17 protein-coding genes are annotated in these 14,849 nt (G+C 76.3%); 7 read left to right on the top strand and 10 right to left on the bottom strand.

Annotated elements, in window-relative coordinates; genetic code table 11:
- Positions 1–6: 6 nt before the first annotated feature.
- Positions 7–522: an isochorismatase family protein gene (locus ZF1_RS19185; RefSeq protein WP_482638727.1), complete on the bottom strand. Its 516-nt coding sequence runs from the start codon at positions 520–522 to the stop codon at positions 7–9.
- 37 nt (positions 523–559) lie between these two features.
- Entirely contained in the window at positions 560–1,066 is a 507-nt protein-coding gene (locus ZF1_RS19180) for a MarR family winged helix-turn-helix transcriptional regulator (RefSeq protein ID WP_482637969.1), read from the bottom strand.
- 47 nt (positions 1,067–1,113) lie between these two features.
- Here ZF1_RS19180 and ZF1_RS19175 point away from each other — a divergent pair, with 47 nt between their 5' ends.
- Genes ZF1_RS19175 through ZF1_RS19165 form a run of 3 tightly spaced genes read left to right on the top strand, consistent with a single transcriptional unit; the run spans position 1,114 to position 4,657 of the window.
- Positions 1,114–1,500, top strand: a complete 387-nt coding sequence (locus ZF1_RS19175) for a DUF5313 family protein (RefSeq protein ID WP_224401945.1) — start codon at positions 1,114–1,116, stop codon at positions 1,498–1,500.
- A gap of 26 nt (positions 1,501–1,526) precedes the next feature.
- Positions 1,527–3,404 (top strand): helix-turn-helix domain-containing protein, encoded by a 1,878-nt coding sequence (locus ZF1_RS19170; protein WP_482637968.1) that lies wholly within the window; start codon positions 1,527–1,529, stop codon positions 3,402–3,404.
- The gene (locus ZF1_RS19165; RefSeq protein WP_482637967.1) at positions 3,401–4,657 is read left to right on the top strand and encodes a kynureninase; all 1,257 of its coding nucleotides are present in this window, start codon (positions 3,401–3,403) and stop codon (positions 4,655–4,657) included. The genes ZF1_RS19170 and ZF1_RS19165 overlap by 4 nt, the downstream gene beginning before the upstream one ends.
- Positions 4,658–4,868: 211 nt before the next feature.
- On the opposite strand, the gene ZF1_RS19160 is transcribed toward ZF1_RS19165, so the two are convergent.
- On the bottom strand, positions 4,869–5,102 hold the full coding sequence (locus ZF1_RS19160; protein WP_405416156.1) for a hypothetical protein: 234 nt from the start codon (positions 5,100–5,102) through the stop codon (positions 4,869–4,871).
- Positions 5,103–5,151: 49 nt separating this feature from the next.
- On the bottom strand, positions 5,152–5,400 hold the full coding sequence (locus ZF1_RS19155; RefSeq protein WP_482637966.1) for a three-helix bundle dimerization domain-containing protein: 249 nt from the start codon (positions 5,398–5,400) through the stop codon (positions 5,152–5,154).
- A 193-nt stretch (positions 5,401–5,593) separates the two neighbouring features.
- Between ZF1_RS19155 and ZF1_RS19150 the strand changes: the two genes are divergently transcribed.
- The 4 genes from ZF1_RS19150 (at position 5,594) to ZF1_RS19135 (ending at position 8,814) form a co-directional block, all read left to right on the top strand.
- A complete protein-coding gene (locus tag ZF1_RS19150) occupies positions 5,594–5,788 on the top strand; it encodes a hypothetical protein (protein WP_482637965.1) in 195 nt (64 codons plus the stop codon).
- A 130-nt stretch (positions 5,789–5,918) separates the two neighbouring features.
- Positions 5,919–7,337, top strand: coding sequence for a fatty acid desaturase (locus ZF1_RS19145; protein ID WP_482637964.1), 1,419 nt, complete (start codon positions 5,919–5,921; stop codon positions 7,335–7,337).
- The gene (locus ZF1_RS19140) at positions 7,337–7,528 is read left to right on the top strand and encodes a ferredoxin (RefSeq protein ID WP_062396337.1); all 192 of its coding nucleotides are present in this window, start codon (positions 7,337–7,339) and stop codon (positions 7,526–7,528) included. Before ZF1_RS19145 ends, ZF1_RS19140 begins: the two co-directional genes overlap by 1 nt.
- 71 nt (positions 7,529–7,599) lie before the next feature.
- Positions 7,600–8,814: a PucR family transcriptional regulator gene (locus ZF1_RS19135; protein ID WP_482637963.1), complete on the top strand. Its 1,215-nt coding sequence runs from the start codon at positions 7,600–7,602 to the stop codon at positions 8,812–8,814.
- Between the two features lie 228 nt (positions 8,815–9,042).
- Here ZF1_RS19135 and ZF1_RS19130 read toward each other — a convergent pair whose 3' ends face one another.
- From ZF1_RS19130 to ZF1_RS19105, 6 genes are all read right to left on the bottom strand, one after another.
- A complete protein-coding gene (locus tag ZF1_RS19130; RefSeq protein WP_482637962.1) occupies positions 9,043–9,948 on the bottom strand; it encodes a hypothetical protein in 906 nt (301 codons plus the stop codon).
- Positions 9,949–10,247: 299 nt separating this feature from the next.
- Positions 10,248–10,430, bottom strand: a complete 183-nt coding sequence (locus tag ZF1_RS19125; RefSeq protein WP_157818271.1) for a hypothetical protein — start codon at positions 10,428–10,430, stop codon at positions 10,248–10,250.
- Positions 10,431–10,496: 66 nt separating this feature from the next.
- A complete protein-coding gene (locus ZF1_RS19120) occupies positions 10,497–11,612 on the bottom strand; it encodes an MSMEG_0565 family glycosyltransferase (protein WP_482637961.1) in 1,116 nt (371 codons plus the stop codon).
- Positions 11,613–11,615: 3 nt separating this feature from the next.
- Positions 11,616–12,458 (bottom strand): carbon-nitrogen hydrolase family protein, encoded by an 843-nt coding sequence (locus tag ZF1_RS19115; RefSeq protein ID WP_208824307.1) that lies wholly within the window; start codon positions 12,456–12,458, stop codon positions 11,616–11,618.
- A gap of 1 nt (position 12,459) precedes the next feature.
- Entirely contained in the window at positions 12,460–13,326 is an 867-nt protein-coding gene (locus tag ZF1_RS19110) for a carbon-nitrogen hydrolase family protein (protein ID WP_482637960.1), read from the bottom strand.
- Positions 13,323–14,849 (bottom strand): MSMEG_0567/sll0787 family protein, encoded by a 1,527-nt coding sequence (locus tag ZF1_RS19105; RefSeq protein WP_482637959.1) that lies wholly within the window; start codon positions 14,847–14,849, stop codon positions 13,323–13,325. Before ZF1_RS19105 ends, ZF1_RS19110 begins: the two co-directional genes overlap by 4 nt.

The following is a 14,849-nucleotide window of genomic DNA, read 5'->3' as shown; positions in this document are numbered from 1 at the left end:
CCGGGCCTACTTCAGCAGCTTCTGGACCTCGCGGAAGCGCGGATGCGCGGCGTCGCGCAGCCACTCGAACAGCACCATCTCCGAGGTGACGATCTCGGCTCCGGCCGCGCGGGCGCGCTGCAGCGCCAGCTGCTCGTCCTCGACGAAGCGGGAGCCGACCGCGTCGGCGACGAGCACCACCCGGCGGTCGTCGGTGAGCAGCTCCAGCACGGTCTGCAGCACGCAGACGTGCGCCTCCACCCCGGCGACGACGATCTCGCCGCGGCCGGGCGGCAACAGCACGTCGTCGTCGGCGGCGAAGCGGGTCTTGGGCATCACCAGGTGCGGCAGCCCGGCGAGCCGCTCGACGGTCGGGCCCAGCTTCTCCGGGACCTGTTCGGTGGCCAGCACGGGGACCTCGAGCAGGGTCGCGGCCTCGGCGAGCCGGGCGGCCCGGGCGACGACCCGCTCGCCGTCGTGCATGGCGGGGATCAGGCGCTGCTGCAGGTCGACCAGCAGCAGGACGGCGTTGCCTGCGTTCATCAACACGCCTCCGACGGTACGGGCAACGCCGTCGCGGTCAGCCCCGCGACGCGTCGATCACCCGGTCCAGCACCGCCCGCAGCTCCTCCAGCTCGGGCAGCGGCATCCCGAGCCGCTCCACGATCGTCGGCGGGATCGCCTCGGCCCGCGCGCGCAGCGCCCGGCCCGCGTCGGTGAGGGAGACCGCCATCGTCCGCTCGTCGCCGGGGACCCGGCGGCGGTCGACCAGCCCGGCCGCCTCCAGGCGCTTGAGCAGCGGCGACAAGGTGCCCGGGTCGAGGGCGAGCGCGCGGGCCAGCTCGCCCAGCGAGCGGGGGGAGTGCTCCCACAGCGCGAGCATCACCAGGTACTGCGGGTGGGTCAGGCCCATCGGCTCGAGCAGCGGCCGGTAGAGCGCGATCACGTTGCGGGCCGCGACGGCGAGGGCGAAGCAGACCTGACGGTCGAGCCGCAGCAGGTCCCCGCCGGTGTCGCCGTCGGTCGCGGCACCGTCACCCGTGTCACCGTCACGCGTGTCACCCTCGTCCGGGGATGCGCTCGCCATGACGGACATCGTACATTGTTGGTGCACCAAGAATTGGGGGACCAACTGTGAACGAGCGGCCGAACCCACTGCGGTGGCTGGCCTACGTCTACGGCGCCGGGCTGCCCGCCCGGCACCGCGGCTGGGTGCTGCACGACGTCACGACCCGGACCTGGCAGCTGCGCCACCTCGTGCGCACCACCGTGCAGCTGCTGCCGGTCGGGGTGCTGCTGTACCTGCTCATCCCCGGCCCCGTGTACGTCCGGGCGCTGTCGGTGCTGGCCGGGGCGATCCTCGGCTACTTCTACTCGGTGGCCTACATGTACGAGTCCGCCGAGCACCGCGTCGCGAAGGCCGGGTACCCGGTCGGGCACGCCGCCGCCGTGCGGGAGCAGGCCGACGCGGGGAATCGGGACGCGGCCCGGGAGCGCTACGAGCGGCGCTGGCGCGGCTGAGCCCGGGCGCACGGCAGGATGGACGCGTGCGCACCGTCCTCGACCTGCTCCGGCTGCTGGCCGACCGGGCCGACGGCGATGCCCGCGACGGTGAGCTGGACCGCGTCGTCGCGGAGCTGGCGGCCTCCGAGCCGGAGGCCGGCGCGCTGACCCTGCGGGTGCGGGCGGCGATGGACGCCGGGCGCCGCCGCGAGTCCGAGCTCGCCGCGCTGGTCGGCATCGCCCGCGACCTCGCCTCGGAGTCCGACCCCGGCTCGGTGCTGCAGGCGATCGTGCGCCGGGCCCGCGGGCTGCTCGGCACCGACATCGCCTACCTGACCCTGCACGACCCCGAGCGCGGGGACACGTTCATGCGGGTCACCTCCGGGTCGGTCTCGCACCGCTTCCAGTCGCTGCGGCTCCCGCTCGGGGCCGGGCTGGGCGGTCTCGTCGCGGCCAGCCGCACCCCGCACTGGACCGGCCGCTACGCCGGCGACGGCCGCTACCGGCACACCGAGGAGATCGACACCGCGGTCGCCGAGGAGGGCATCGTCGGCATCTGCGGCACCCCGCTGCTGGTCGACGACGAGTTCGTCGGAGTCCTGTTCGCCGCCAACCGGTCCGCCCGGCCCTTCACCGCCGAGGACGTCGCCCTGCTCGGCTCGCTGGCCGCGCTCGCCGCGGTGTCGCTGGTGCAGACCCGCCGCCTCGCCGACACCGCCACCACGCTGCGCGAGCTGCGCGGTGCGCACGCCGCGATCGCCGAGGCCGCCGATGCCCACGACCGGTTCGCCGGGGTCGTCCTGGAGGGCGGCGACGTCGGCGACATCGCCGAGGCGCTCGGCAGGCTGCTCGGCGGGTGGGTCGCGGTGCTCGACGGCGACGGCGCCACCGCCGCGGCCCACGGCCCGATCCCGCCGGGCCTGGACGCCCGCGCCGCGGCCCGCCGCGCCGGGGAGTGCGACGGCGGCGGTCGCCCGGTGCCGGTGCCGTGCGCCGGCGGCGTCTGGGTGACCGCGGTGATCGCCGGTGGTCAGCGTCTCGGGACGCTGCTGCTCGGCGGGCTCGGCGCCGGGGACGCCCTGACCCCCGGCCAGGTCCGCACCGTGGAGCGGGCCGCGATGGTCACGGCGCTGGTGCAGCTGTTCGCCCAGCGCGCCGACGAGGCCGACCGGTCCGACCGCGCCGACGCCCTCACCGAGCTCCTCGCCGCGTCCGGGGCCCCGCGACCGACGACGCTGACCCGGCTCGCCGCGCTCGGGGTGTCGCCCCGGCGGCCGCACGTGCTGCTGGTCTGCCGCTGCCACCCCGCCCGGCGACGGGCGCTGGCCCGGGAGGCGGCCGCTCTCGGCGGCCGTTCCGGGCTGGTCGGGGAACGGGACGGCGCGGTGGTCGTGCTGCTGCCGGGCACGGACCCGGCCGCGGCCGGTGCCCGGCTCGCGCGTCCGGCGTCGGAGCAGGACCCCGACGGGGCGGTGACGGTCGGCGGTGCCGGCCCGCTGCAGCCGGCCGACGGCGCGGACGCGGCGCTGGCCGAGGCCCGTCGCTCGGCGGAGGCGCTGGTCGCGCTGGACCGGGAGGGGGAGTGCGCGTCGGCGTCGGACCTCGGGTTCGCCGGGCTGCTGCTCGGCGAGCGCCCGGACGTCGCCGGGTACGTGCGCGGCATCCTCGGGCCCGTCGCCGAGCACGACGCGCGCCGCGGCAGCGAGCTGCTGCGCACCCTGGAGGCCTACTACGCCGCGGGTGCCAGCCCGACCCGGGCCGCGGCGGCGCTGCACGTGCACGTCAACACCGTGGCCCAGCGGCTCGAACGGGTCGCGTCGCTGCTGGGCCCGCGCTGGCAGGACCCGGACCACGGGCTGGAGCTGCAGCTCGCGTTGCGGCTGCACCGGCTGGGCACACCGCGACCGGAGGGGACACCGTGACCGACCGCAGCACCGACCCGACCACCGACCTCGGCACCGACCTCGCGGCCGTCGCGGCGGGGCTCGACGCCGAGGACCCGCTCGCCGGGTACCGCGACCGGTTCCTGCCCGCCGACGGCGTCGTCGCCTACCTCGACGGGAACTCCCTCGGTCGTCCGCTGCGGGCGACGGCCGAGCGGATGGAGCGGTTCGTGCGCGCGGACTGGGGCACCCGGCTGATCCGCGGCTGGGACGAGGGCTGGGTCGACCGGCCGCGCAGCCTGGGGGACCGGATCGGGGCGGCCGCGCTCGGTGCCGCGCCGGGGCAGGTCGTCGTCGCCGACTCCACGACCGTGCTGCTCTACAAGCTGGCCCGGGCCGCCGTCGACCACCAGGCGGCGGCGGGGCGCCGCGAGATCGTCGTCGACACCGACAACTTCCCGACCGACCGCTACGTGCTCGAGGGCATCGCCGCCGAGCGCGGCGCGGTCCTGCGGTGGATCACCTCCGACCCGACCTCGGGCGTGACGCCCGAGCAGGTCGCGGCCGCCGTCGGGCCGGACACGGCGCTGGTGCTGCTGTCCCACGTCGCCTACCGCTCCGGGTTCCTCGCCGACGCGCCCGCGATCACCCGGACCGCCCACGACGCCGGCGCCCTGGTGCTCTGGGACCTGTCGCACTCGGTCGGGTCGGTCCCGGTCCGGCTCGACGCGTGGGGCGCCGATCTCGCCGTCGGCTGCGGCTACAAGTACCTGAACGGCGGCCCGGGCGCGCCGGCGTTCGGCTACCTCGCCGCCCGGCACACCACGACGCTGCGCCAGCCGATCACCGGCTGGTTCGGCCACCGCGCACCGTTCGCGATGGGGCCCGGCCACGAGCCGGCGCCCGACGTGCGCGCCCTGCTCTCCGGCACCCCGCCGGTGCTGGCGTCGGTGCCGCTGGAGTGCGGGGTGGAGCTGCTGGAGCAGGCCGGGATCGACGCCGTCCGCGTGAAGTCGGTGCGGCTCACCGGGTTCGCCCTCGACCTCGCCGACACCCTGCTCGCCCCGCACGGCGTCACCGTGGCCTCACCGCGCGACCCGGACCGCCGCGGCGGGCACGTCACGCTGCGCCGCGAGGACCTCGCCCAGGTCAACACCCGGCTGCGGGAGCGGGGGGTCATCCCGGACTTCCGGGCCCCGGACGGCATCCGGATCGGGCTCGCGCCGCTGTCGACCTCGTTCGCCGAGGTACTGGCCGGGATGACCGCGTTCGCCGAGGAGGTCGCCCGATGAGCGACGGCCGCACGAACACCCGGCCGCCGAACCTCACCTACTTCCCCGAGCTCTGTGCCGTGCGGCCGACGATGTAGCGGGCCCCCACGGACCTGCGCGCGCCGCCGCGCCGACAGCCCCGACCGGTACTGCCGCGGGATCGCGTGTCCCGGAAGTCCTGCCGGGACCCTCCGCGGGGTGCGGGGGCGGCGGCCCCGGCGGGGGTGCCGGCTCAGTCGGTCGGGACGTCGACCCCGGTCCCGGCGTCGTCCGGCTCCCCGGCGCCCCCGACCGGTTCCGGCTCGGCCGCGCCCTCCGACGTGGTGTCCGCGGACTCCTCGCGACCGGCCTCGGTGTCCCCGGCGTCGATCCGCCGGCCGAGCACCCGTTCCTCGAGCTCGTCGAGTGCGCGTTCCGGGTCGATCGGGGGGCTCTCGCGTCCGGTGTCGTTCTCGTCGTCGCTCACCCGACGGGGATACCCGGACGCCGCGAGGCCCATACCGGGCGCGGACGCCTCAGAGCCCGACGGTCGGCTGGTCCAGACGGACCCGGGCCAGGCGCTCCACGAGCTCGGGCAGCGCGCCCACCGGGCTGCCCCGCAGGTCGTCGCAGGCCTGCGCGACGGCGGCGGCCACGGCGTCCCGGCTGATGGCCGGGCCGAGTTCGTCGACCAGCCGGCTGACGGCGTCGGTGGCCCGGGCGAGCTCCGGCGTCACCGCAGGCCACCGGCGGACCAGCGGCAGGTGGACGTCCGACGACGACACGAACGGAGTCCGGAACGGATACCCATCTGCGTGTCGGTCATGACGATCCTTCCGTCGATCTTCACCCGGCCGAGGGGTGTGTACCCCGGGAGTGGCGCCTCAATCGCGTCGGGACGGGTGAACCCACGACCACGGAGCACGATCGTGACACCCTGTTCCATTCTGGGGTGGGCCGCACGAGGCACTGTCCGGCATGTTCGGCGACCCGCGGAGACTGCCCGGACCGCTCGCCGAGATCGGCGCGACCCTGCCCTGCGGTGCGACGTCGGAGCTGCTCGGGACGGCGTGGCGCGGGGTCCCGCCGGACACCGGCGCCGTCGTCGGGCTGGTCGTCGCGGTGCTGGTCGGGGTGGTGGGCGCGGTCCGGTTGTTCCGCTGGGACCGCTGACGACCTGCGCGTTCGGTCCGCGGGACCGAACGGGGCGCCGATCTTCGGTCCCGACGACCGAGGAATCGTGCGCCGATCTCCCTACCGTCTGCCCCGACGTTCCGTCAGAGCCGACGCGAGGAGGAACCCGATGCGGACCTATGCACTGTCCGAACCGGTGGACGGTCAGCACACCTGGCACGACGGCAAGCGCTACGCCTGGCTGCTGGGTCTGCTGGTCCCGGTCCTGCCGTTCCTCGCGATCGGTCTGCACCTGGCCACCGGCTGGTCGGTGGCGCTGTGGCTGGGTCCGATCGTCGTGCTCGGCATCGTCCCGACGATCGACCTGTTCGCGGGCAAGGACCCGACGAACCCGCCGGACGAGGTGATGGAGGAGCTGGAGGAGGACCGCTACTACCGCTGGGTCACCTACGCCTACCTCCCGCTGCAGTACGCGGGCCTGTTCGCCGGGATGTTCTACATCGCCACCGCCGGGGCGCCGGTGGTCGGCAACATCGGTCTCGCGATCACGCTCGGCACCGTCGCCGGCGTCGCCATCAACACCGCCCACGAGCTGGGCCACAAGCGCGAGGACGTGGAGCGCTGGGCCGCCAAGATCGCGCTCGCCCCGAGCTTCTACGGCCACTTCTACGTCGAGCACAACCGCGGCCACCACGTGCGCGTCTCCACCCCGGACGACCCGGCCTCGGCCCGGATGGGCGAGAGCTTCTACCGGTTCTGGCCGCGCACCGTGTTCGGCTCGCTGACCAGCGCCTGGCGCCTGGAGCGCAAGCGCTACGCCCGCCGCGACCGGCACCCGTTCCGGATCGGCAACGACGTCCTCAACGCCTGGCTGATGTCGGTGGTGCTGTGGGGCGCGATCATCGCGTCGTTCGGCTGGGGCGTGCTGCCCTACCTGCTGATCCAGGCCGTCTTCGGGTTCACCCTGCTCGAGCTGGTGAACTACATGGAGCACTACGGGATGCTGCGCCAGAAGGTCGGCCCGCCGGACCGCCGCCGCTACGAGCGCGTGCTGCCCGAGCACTCCTGGAACTCCAACAACATCGCCACCAACGTGCTGCTCTACCACCTGCAGCGACACTCCGACCACCACGCGAACCCGGTCCGCCGGTTCCAGACGCTGCGCGACTTCCCGGAGGCCCCGGTCCTGCCGACCGGCTACACCGGGATGATGCTGGCCGCGACCGTCCCGCCGGTGTTCCGCCGGCTGATGGACCCGCTGGTGGTGGCGCACTACGACGGCGACCTGCGCTACGCCAACCTGCAGCCCGGCAAGCGTGACGAGCTGCTCGCCGCCTACCCGCCGCCCGCCGACCCGGCCCCGGTCGCTGACACCGCCGCCGACGTCACCCGCCGCGCGCAGAGCGACGCCGTCACCGCGGCCCGCTGCCCCGGCTGCGGGTACACCTACGAGGTCGCCTCGGGCAACGAGGCCGAGGGCTTCCCGGCGGGAACCCCGTGGTCGCAGGTCCCCGACGACTGGTGCTGCCCGGACTGCGGGGTCCGCGAGAAGGTCGACTTCGTCGCGCTGACCACCGAGGAGGTCTGATGCGCATCGTCGCCGACCTCGACGCCTGCCAGGGCATCGGGATGTGCGAGGCCATGGCCGACGGCTGGTTCGAGGTGGGGGAGGACGACGTGGTCGTCGTCCGCGACGAGCACCCGCCGGAGTCCGAGCGGGCCCACGTCGACGCCGCCGTGCGCGCCTGCCCCGCCCGCGCGCTGGCCCTGGAGAACTGAGCACCTCGCCGCGACGCCCGCCCGGCACCGGATCCCCGGAGCCGGGCGGGCGTCGCGCTACGGTCGGTCCCGTGTCGACGGTGACCGCCCTGCTCGCCCGCCTCGCGACCGAGGTCCGCGACGACGTCGAGGCACTCGGCGCCCGGGTGCTGGTCGAGATCGACGCCGGGCTGCCCGAGCTGGGCCGCGACCCGCGCGTGCGGGAACTGCTGGTCGCCACCGTGCAGGGCTCGCTGGAGGGGGCACTGGTCGTGCTGACCGGCCGGGCCCCGGACGAGGTGCCCCTGCCCCCGGTCGCCGGGGAGCTCGCCCGGCGCCTCGCCCAGCAGGGCGTGGCGATCACCGTGGTCCTGCGGGCCTACCGGCTGGGCCAGTCGGTGTTCCAGCAGGAGCTCATCGCGCGGATCGCCGGGTCCGGGCTCGGGCCCGCCGAGGTCGGCGACGCCGTCCGCGCGCTCACCCGGGTCGCCTTCGGCTACGTCGACCGGGTCTCCGAGGAGATGGTCGCGGTCCACCAGGCCGAACGCGACGGCTGGGTCCGCCGCCGCGACGCCGCCCGCCTCGCGACGGTCGACGCCGTGCTCGCCGGGCGCGGCGGCACCGTCACCGAGGTCGAGGCGGCGCTCGGGCACCCGGTCGCGGGGGAGCACCTGGCCGCGGTGCTCTGGGTCGACCCGGACGCCCCCGATCCCGGCCGGGCCCTGGAACGTGCCGTCGCCGACGTCGGCGCCGCCCTCGGCTGCACCCGCGCCCCGCTCGTCGTCGCCCCGGACGCGGTCACCTCCTGGGCCTGGTACCCGGGCACGGGCGGGCCGGTGACCCTGCCGCCCGGACCGGTGTCGGTCGCGCTCGGCGGGCCCGGCCGCGGCCTCGACGGGTTCCGCGGCGCGCACCGCCGGGCCCGCCGGGTGCAGGAGGTGGTCACCGCCGCCGCTCCCGCCGCCCGGCTCCCGGTCACCACCGCCGACGACCTCGGCCCGCTGCTGCTGCTCGACGCGGGCACCGACCTGCTCGCCGCCCGGGTCGCCGAGATCCTCGGCGACCTGGCGATCGACGACGAGCAGCACGCCCGGCTCCGCGACACCCTCGCCGCCTACCTGCGCGGCGGCGGCAGTCTCGTCGCGGCGGCGGGCGAGCTGCACCTGCACAAGAACACCGTGCAGTACCGCCTGCGCCGCGCCGAGGAGGTGCGGGGCTGGCCCCTCGGCGACGATCGGCTCGACGTCGAGGTGGCGCTCCTGGCCTGCCGGATCCTCGGGGCGACCGTGCTGCGCCCGGCCGACTGACCGGCTCCGCGCACCGACCCGTCGGCTGCCCCGGTGATCCGCCGGCTTCGGTGATCCGCCGGTCCCACGTCGGCCAGACGGCTGCGTGCCGGCCCGTCGCCCTGGCGGCAATCCCTCCCGCCGCGTGCCGATCCGCTGTCCGCGTGCTGATCCACTCGCCGCGCGGTGATCCGTTTCGCGCGCGCGTCCGGACACGCGCGGGCAACGGATCACCACGCGGGGTACGGATCATGCTGTCCGCGGGAGCCGCTGCGCGACGGCGGCGAAGTCGTCGAGCTCCTCCCAGGTCCAGCGCACGACCGTCCGCACTCCGGGCCGGGCACGCAGGGCGTCCTCACGCCGTTTCTCCCGGACGACGGCGTCGGCCGCGCTCTCTCCCGGGCGTCGCGACCGCCCGTACTTGCCGACGCCGTCGAACTCCCCGACCACCCCGTGGTCGGGCCACCAGAAGTCGACGACCCCGATCCGGTGGCCCCGCTCGTCGAGCACGGGATGCTGCAGCACCGGGCTCGCCACGTGCAGGCGGGCCATCCGGACGCGACTGCGTGACTCGCCCGGTCCGTCCGCGCGGGCGTCGGCGAAGGCGACGACCGCCCGGGCCCGGCCGACGCCGTGGCGCCCGCAGGCGGCGAGTACCGCATCCCGCAGCCGGTCCGGCGTGACGAGGTGGCGGTGCAGGGCCGCGTCGGCGACGGCCACGGCGGTCTCGAACGGTGCCGTGCGGGCCACGTCGACGACGGTGCGGGCCACCGACGTCGTCGCGATGCCGCGGACGTCGACGACCTCGTCGGCGGACAACGGGGAGGCGTGCACGCGCAGCCGCGGCCCGCCGCGCCCGCCGGACGCGCCGTCCCGGGTGACGTGCACCGTGGTCAGAGGCACACCCCAGACCGGCAGGCCGTGTCGTACGGCGGCGGACGGACCGCTGACCACGGCCCCGGGGGCGAGCGAGGGGACCGTCGCCTCCACCAGGGTCGCGTGCCGCGTCGAGGCGAACCGCAGACGCTCGTCGCCGGTCTCCAGGTACACACCGGGGCCGATCCCCGTCCATCGCCCGCTGCGCAGGGCGGCGCGGATCTCGGCCTCGGTCGTCCCGAGTCTCAGCAGGTCGCGGCGCAGCAGCGGTTCGTCCACGGCCCCGACCCTGCCCGCGCCCGGCGCCCGCGCCGGAGCGGATCCGCCACCTGTGGAGCATTCCCGCGATTGTGGACGGGCACCCGATGATCGCCCTGTCGCGCGGTGATCCGCTCGGCGCGTGCGTCCGGACACGCGCGCCGAGCGGATCACCGCGCGCGCAGCGGATCATGGCTCGGGCGGAGGACCGGCGCGCGGGCGACCGATCAGCGTGTGGGCGGCGGGTCGAGGCGGGGCGGCGGAGCACTGCGGCGGCGGCGGACCGGCGCGGGCGCGGAGGGGGCCGGGCGGGCGGTGGGTCAGAGCTCGCCCGCGAGCACCTCGTGGCCGCGCAGCCGGGGCAGCCGCAGCACGACGGCGTCGCGGTCGTCGCGGGTGGGGCGGGTGCAGTGCGGGCAGCGGACCCCGGCGGCGTCGCCGTGGCGGGCGGCGCGGCACAGGGGCACGACGGTGGCCGGAGCGGGTGCCTCGTGAGCAGGCATCGGCGTACCCCCGGGACGTCGTCGTCGTGTGGTCACCCCAGGCTAGCGCAGTCGGTGTGGTCCCCGTCACCCCGTCGTCGTCACGCCGCGGTCGGCGAGGTGGGTCCGGTAGAGGCCGGCGTGCCGGTCCGCGGCGGCGGTCCAGGTGTGGTCGGCGGCCAGCGCGCGACCGGCGGCCGCCCGCCGCGGGTCGGGGGCGGCCAGCGCGTCGGCGAGCGCAGCGGCGAACCCGGCCGGGTCGCGGGCGAACCGTGCCGCGTCGCCGAACACCTCGCGCAGCACCGGCAGGTCCCGGGTCACCAGCGGGACCCCGGCGGCCAGCGCCTCCATCGCGGCCAGGCCGAAGCCCTCCTTGGCCGACGGGAACGCGAACGCAGCCGCACCCGCCATCAGGCCGGGCAGCGCGTCGTCGTCGACGGGGCCGAGGATGTCCGGGACGACGCCCAGCTCGTCGGCCCGGGCGAGCACCCGGGCGCGGTAGTCGCGGTAGTCGAACAGCGTCTCGCCGCCGCCGATCACCAGGCGGGTACCGGGCCCGAGCAGCGCCATCGCCTCGACCAGGTCGGCGGTGCCCTTGCGCGGCTCGATCCCGCCGACCGAGAGCACGTAGCGGCCGAACCGGGCCCGCCACGGCGCGCCGGCGCCGGCGTCGGCGGCCCGGGCGAACCGGGCGGCGTCGACGCCGTTGCCGATCACCGTCGCCTCCCGGCCCCAGCCGGCGCGCACCTCCGCGGCGACGGCCCGGGAGACGCACACCAGCGCGGCCGGATGCACCAGCGCGCGTTCGTGGCAGGCGGCCAGCTCGGGGGTGCTGAAATCGTCGAGGTGGTGCACGGTGCGCAGCAGCGAGCCGTAGCCGTGCGCGCTGCCCTCGGCGTTGGCGGACAGACAGTCCTGGGCGTGCCGCACGTCGACCGCGGGGGCGTCGGCCAGCCCGGCGGCCAGCAGGTCGATCGAACGGAGGATGCGGGCGCCGACCGTCTCGCCGTCGACCTCCGGAACCGGGACCAGATGCATCGCGACGCGGGGGTCGACGGCCCGGAAGAAGCCGGTGTCCCCGCCCCGGGCCAGGGAGAACACCGCGACCTCGTGCCCGGCGGCGGCGAGCGCCTCGGCCAGCGCGAGTGTGTGCACGACCCCGCCGCGCGGCTTGGTGGAGTAGGTGGACAGCCGTATCCGCACCGCTCAGCCCCGGTACAGGTCGGGTCGGCGTTCCTTGAGGTGGTGCAGCACCGCGCGGGCGGAGGCGATCATCTCGTCGGGTTCGACGTCGGTGACGGCGAGCCCGCCCTTGGACCAGGTGCGGGCCAGGATGTCCCCGCCCGGCCCGACGACCTTCGCCCGGCCCAGGAAGTGCAGGGAACCGTTGCGCCCGCTCTGGTTCGCCGAGAGCAGCAGCACCTGGTTCTCGGCGGCGCGGGACTGGTCGTAGAGGTCGAACAGCCGGGCCTGGCGGTCCTGCGCCATCCGGGGGGCCCGATTGGTCAGCGAGGTCGGCCAGGCCGACAGGCAGGCCAGCAGCTGCGCGCCGTCGAGCGCGAGCGAGCGGGCCGACTCGGGGAAGGTCTTGTCGTGGTCGATGAGCATCCCCATCCGCCCGGCGGGGGTGTCGAACGCGGTGAACCCGTCCCCGGCGGCGAACAGCCCGGCGACACCCGCGGGCTGGTGCACCTTGCGGTGCCTGCCGAGCACGCCGTCCCCGGTCAGGCAGACCGCGGAGTTCCACCGCACGCCCGGCTCGGGGCCGGCCTCGCAGAACCCGACGCACACCACCATCTCCCGGGCGAGCGCGGCGACCGCGCGCACCTCGGGGCCGTCCGGGTCGAGCTCGGGCGGCAGCACCGCGCCGTCGTCCGGGTCGGCGGGATCGGGGCTGCGCAGGTCGTGCACGTAGCCGCCGAGCGCGCCGTCGGGCAGCACCAGCACGCTCACGCCCTGCTCCCGGGCGTGCGCGACGATCACACCGATCCGCTCCAGGTCGAACGCGACGTCGCGGGTGAAGTTCGCGGCCGCCGCGGCGACGCGCACCTCACACCCCCGCGCGGACCGGGCCCGGCCCGTAGGCCGCCGGACGGCGGTCACGCAGGTGCCCCATCACGCGGCGGGCCGCGTCCACCTCCGCGTCCACGTCGACGGTCGCGACGGCGAGTCCGGCCTCGCTGCCGGTCGTCGCCAGCACCTCGCCCCCCGGGTCGACGATCTTGGCGCTCGCCACCAGCTGCATGTCGCCGAACGTACCGGCCTGGTTGGCCGAGACCCAGACGAACTGGTTCTCCAGTGCCCGGGAGCGGTCGTGCAGGTCGAAGCGGCGGGCCCACCGGTCCTCGGCGAGGACCGGGGCACGGTTGGTCCGCGACGCCGGCCACGCCGACAGGCACAGCACGGTCCGGGCACCGTCGTCGGCCAGCGCACGGGCCGCCTCGGGGAACGCCTTGTCGTAGCAGATCATCATGCCGGTCCGGCCGTACGGCGTGTCGAACGCGGCGAACCGGTCACCCGCGGCGTAGCTGGAGTTCTCGTTGATCGGCTGGTGCACCTTGCGGTGCCGCCCGAGCACCCCGTCCCCGGTGACGGCGACACAGGAGTTGTAGGGCCGCCCGCCGGACGCGGCGTCCCCGGTCTCGCAGTACCCGGCGGCGACGACCATGTCCCCGGCCAGTGCGACCAGCCGCCGGACCTCCGGTCCGTCCGGGTCCAGCTGCGGGGGCCGGTCGGCGGGGGTGCCGGGCACGTCGTGCAGCGACGACAGGTACCCGCCCATCGCCGCCTCGGGAAGCGCCAGTACCTGCACCCCGGCCGCGCGGGCCCGGTCGATCGTGGCGGCGATGCGGGCGAAGTCCTCGTCGAGGTCGCGGACGAAGCCCTGCGCGGCGGCGCCGAACGTCGTGGGCGTCATCGAATCTCCTCGGGGTGGTGGGCGGGGGCGCCGGCGCGGCCCATGCCGGTGACACCCGCGGTGACGGCCTCGGTCTGCTCGCCGTCGGGCCAGCGCAGCCGGACCCCGGCACCGGGGACGAGCTCGCCGCACTCGGCGGAGACCGCGGGGCCCGCGTCGGGGGCGGGTGCGCCGGGGTCGTCCGCGGTGAGCAGGCCGAATCCGGGGAAGCAGGTGAACCAGTCGCCCGCGGTGGCGCCGTCCGGCCGGGGGACGGCGGCGACGTCGAGGACGGCGCCGACGCCGGAGGCCTCGGCGAGCATGCCGAGGGTGCCGGCGAGCCCGGCCATCGACACGTCCTTCGCCGCGGCGGGGCGGTGCGGTGCGTCCGGACCGATGGCGCCGACGGTCGCGGCCAGCTCGGCGCGGGTGCGCGAGGTCGTCGAGTCCCACTGACGTCCGGTGTAGCCGGGACGCCAGCCGCCGCCGAGATCGGTGGTGAGCCGGACCCGGTGCCCGGCGCGGCCGCCACCGGCGGGGACGGGACGGTCGGTGCGTCCGAGCGCGGTCAGCGACAGCGCCGCGGGCACGTCGAGCTGGGTGTGCCCGCCGAGCAGCGGGACACCGTAGGCGTCGGCCGCAGCGCGTACCCCGCTCAGCACGCGGTGGGCGAACGAGGCGTCCCGGGCGCCGACGGCGTCGAGCAGCCCGACCGGGGCGGCACCCATCGCCGCGAGGTCGTTGACGTTGACCAGCACCCCGGCCCAGCCCGCCCACTCCGGGTCGCGCTCGACCATCGCCGGCACGATCGCGTCGCAGCAGGCCACGACGTCGGTGCCCGGCACGGGGGCGCCGTCGTCGCCGACGAACCCGGCCGGGCCGAGGCCGCCGACCAGCGCACCCAGCGGTGCCTTGGTGGCGACGACGAGGTCCTGGACGCGGGTCACCGGCCACCGCATCGTGACGTGCGGGGCCCCGGCGACCTCGCAGTCGCGGACCCGGGTCCAGCCGAGCCGGTCGAACAGGACCGCACCCGCGGCCTGGACGTCGGCGTCGAAACGCAGGACGCCGGCGGCCTCGGCACGCGCGCAGGCGGCGCGGACCAGTGCCGCCCCGACGCGGACCCCGGTGCGGCGTCGCGCGGTGGGGGCGACGACCAGCCTGCTGCCGGTCCACCACCCGATGTCGGTGTGGGCCGCCCGGGCCGGGCCGAGGCGCACCCCGCCGAGCAGGGTCCCGTCGACGTCGTGGGCGAGCAGGACGACGACGCGCGGATCGGCGTCGTGGTCGTCGAGGTCGGCGGTGGGCCGGTCGGGGAACAGCCCCTGTTCGACGCAGAACACCGCGCGGCGCAGCGCCCGGTACCCGGCGACGCCGGAGTCGCCCGCGTCGTCGGCGCGGGCCTCGCGGATCGTCACCGGCGGGGTGTCGGTGCCGGCGACCGGGCGGCCGCCGAGCAGCTCGTCGGCGATCCAGCGGGGGACGGGGGTCAGGTGACGGGGTGCCCCGCTCACGAAGCGGGGGCGGGGGTCGGTGGTGCTCAT

Source organism: Pseudonocardia sp. ZF1 (genome assembly GCF_056835605.1).
The sequence above is the reverse complement of the archived record's forward strand: the minus strand, read 5'-3'. Positions and strand labels throughout refer to the sequence as shown.

What these genes read in the sequence shown, in the direction of transcription:
- ZF1_RS19140 (WP_062396337.1), top strand. Translation starts at nt 7,337, where the DNA reads ATGCGCATCGTCGCCGACCTCGACGCCTGCCAGGGCATCGGGATGTGC.
- ZF1_RS19185 (WP_482638727.1), bottom strand. Translation starts at nt 522, where the DNA reads ATGAACGCAGGCAACGCCGTCCTGCTGCTGGTCGACCTGCAGCAGCGC.
- ZF1_RS19145 (WP_482637964.1), top strand. Translation starts at nt 5,919, where the DNA reads ATGCGGACCTATGCACTGTCCGAACCGGTGGACGGTCAGCACACCTGG.
- ZF1_RS19150 (WP_482637965.1), top strand. Translation starts at nt 5,594, where the DNA reads ATGTTCGGCGACCCGCGGAGACTGCCCGGACCGCTCGCCGAGATCGGC.
- ZF1_RS19180 (WP_482637969.1), bottom strand. Translation starts at nt 1,066, where the DNA reads ATGGCGAGCGCATCCCCGGACGAGGGTGACACGCGTGACGGTGACACG.
- ZF1_RS19125 (WP_157818271.1), bottom strand. Translation starts at nt 10,430, where the DNA reads ATGCCTGCTCACGAGGCACCCGCTCCGGCCACCGTCGTGCCCCTGTGC.
- ZF1_RS19105 (WP_482637959.1), bottom strand. Translation starts at nt 14,849, where the DNA reads ATGAGCACCACCGACCCCCGCCCCCGCTTCGTGAGCGGGGCACCCCGT.
- ZF1_RS19110 (WP_482637960.1), bottom strand. Translation starts at nt 13,326, where the DNA reads ATGACGCCCACGACGTTCGGCGCCGCCGCGCAGGGCTTCGTCCGCGAC.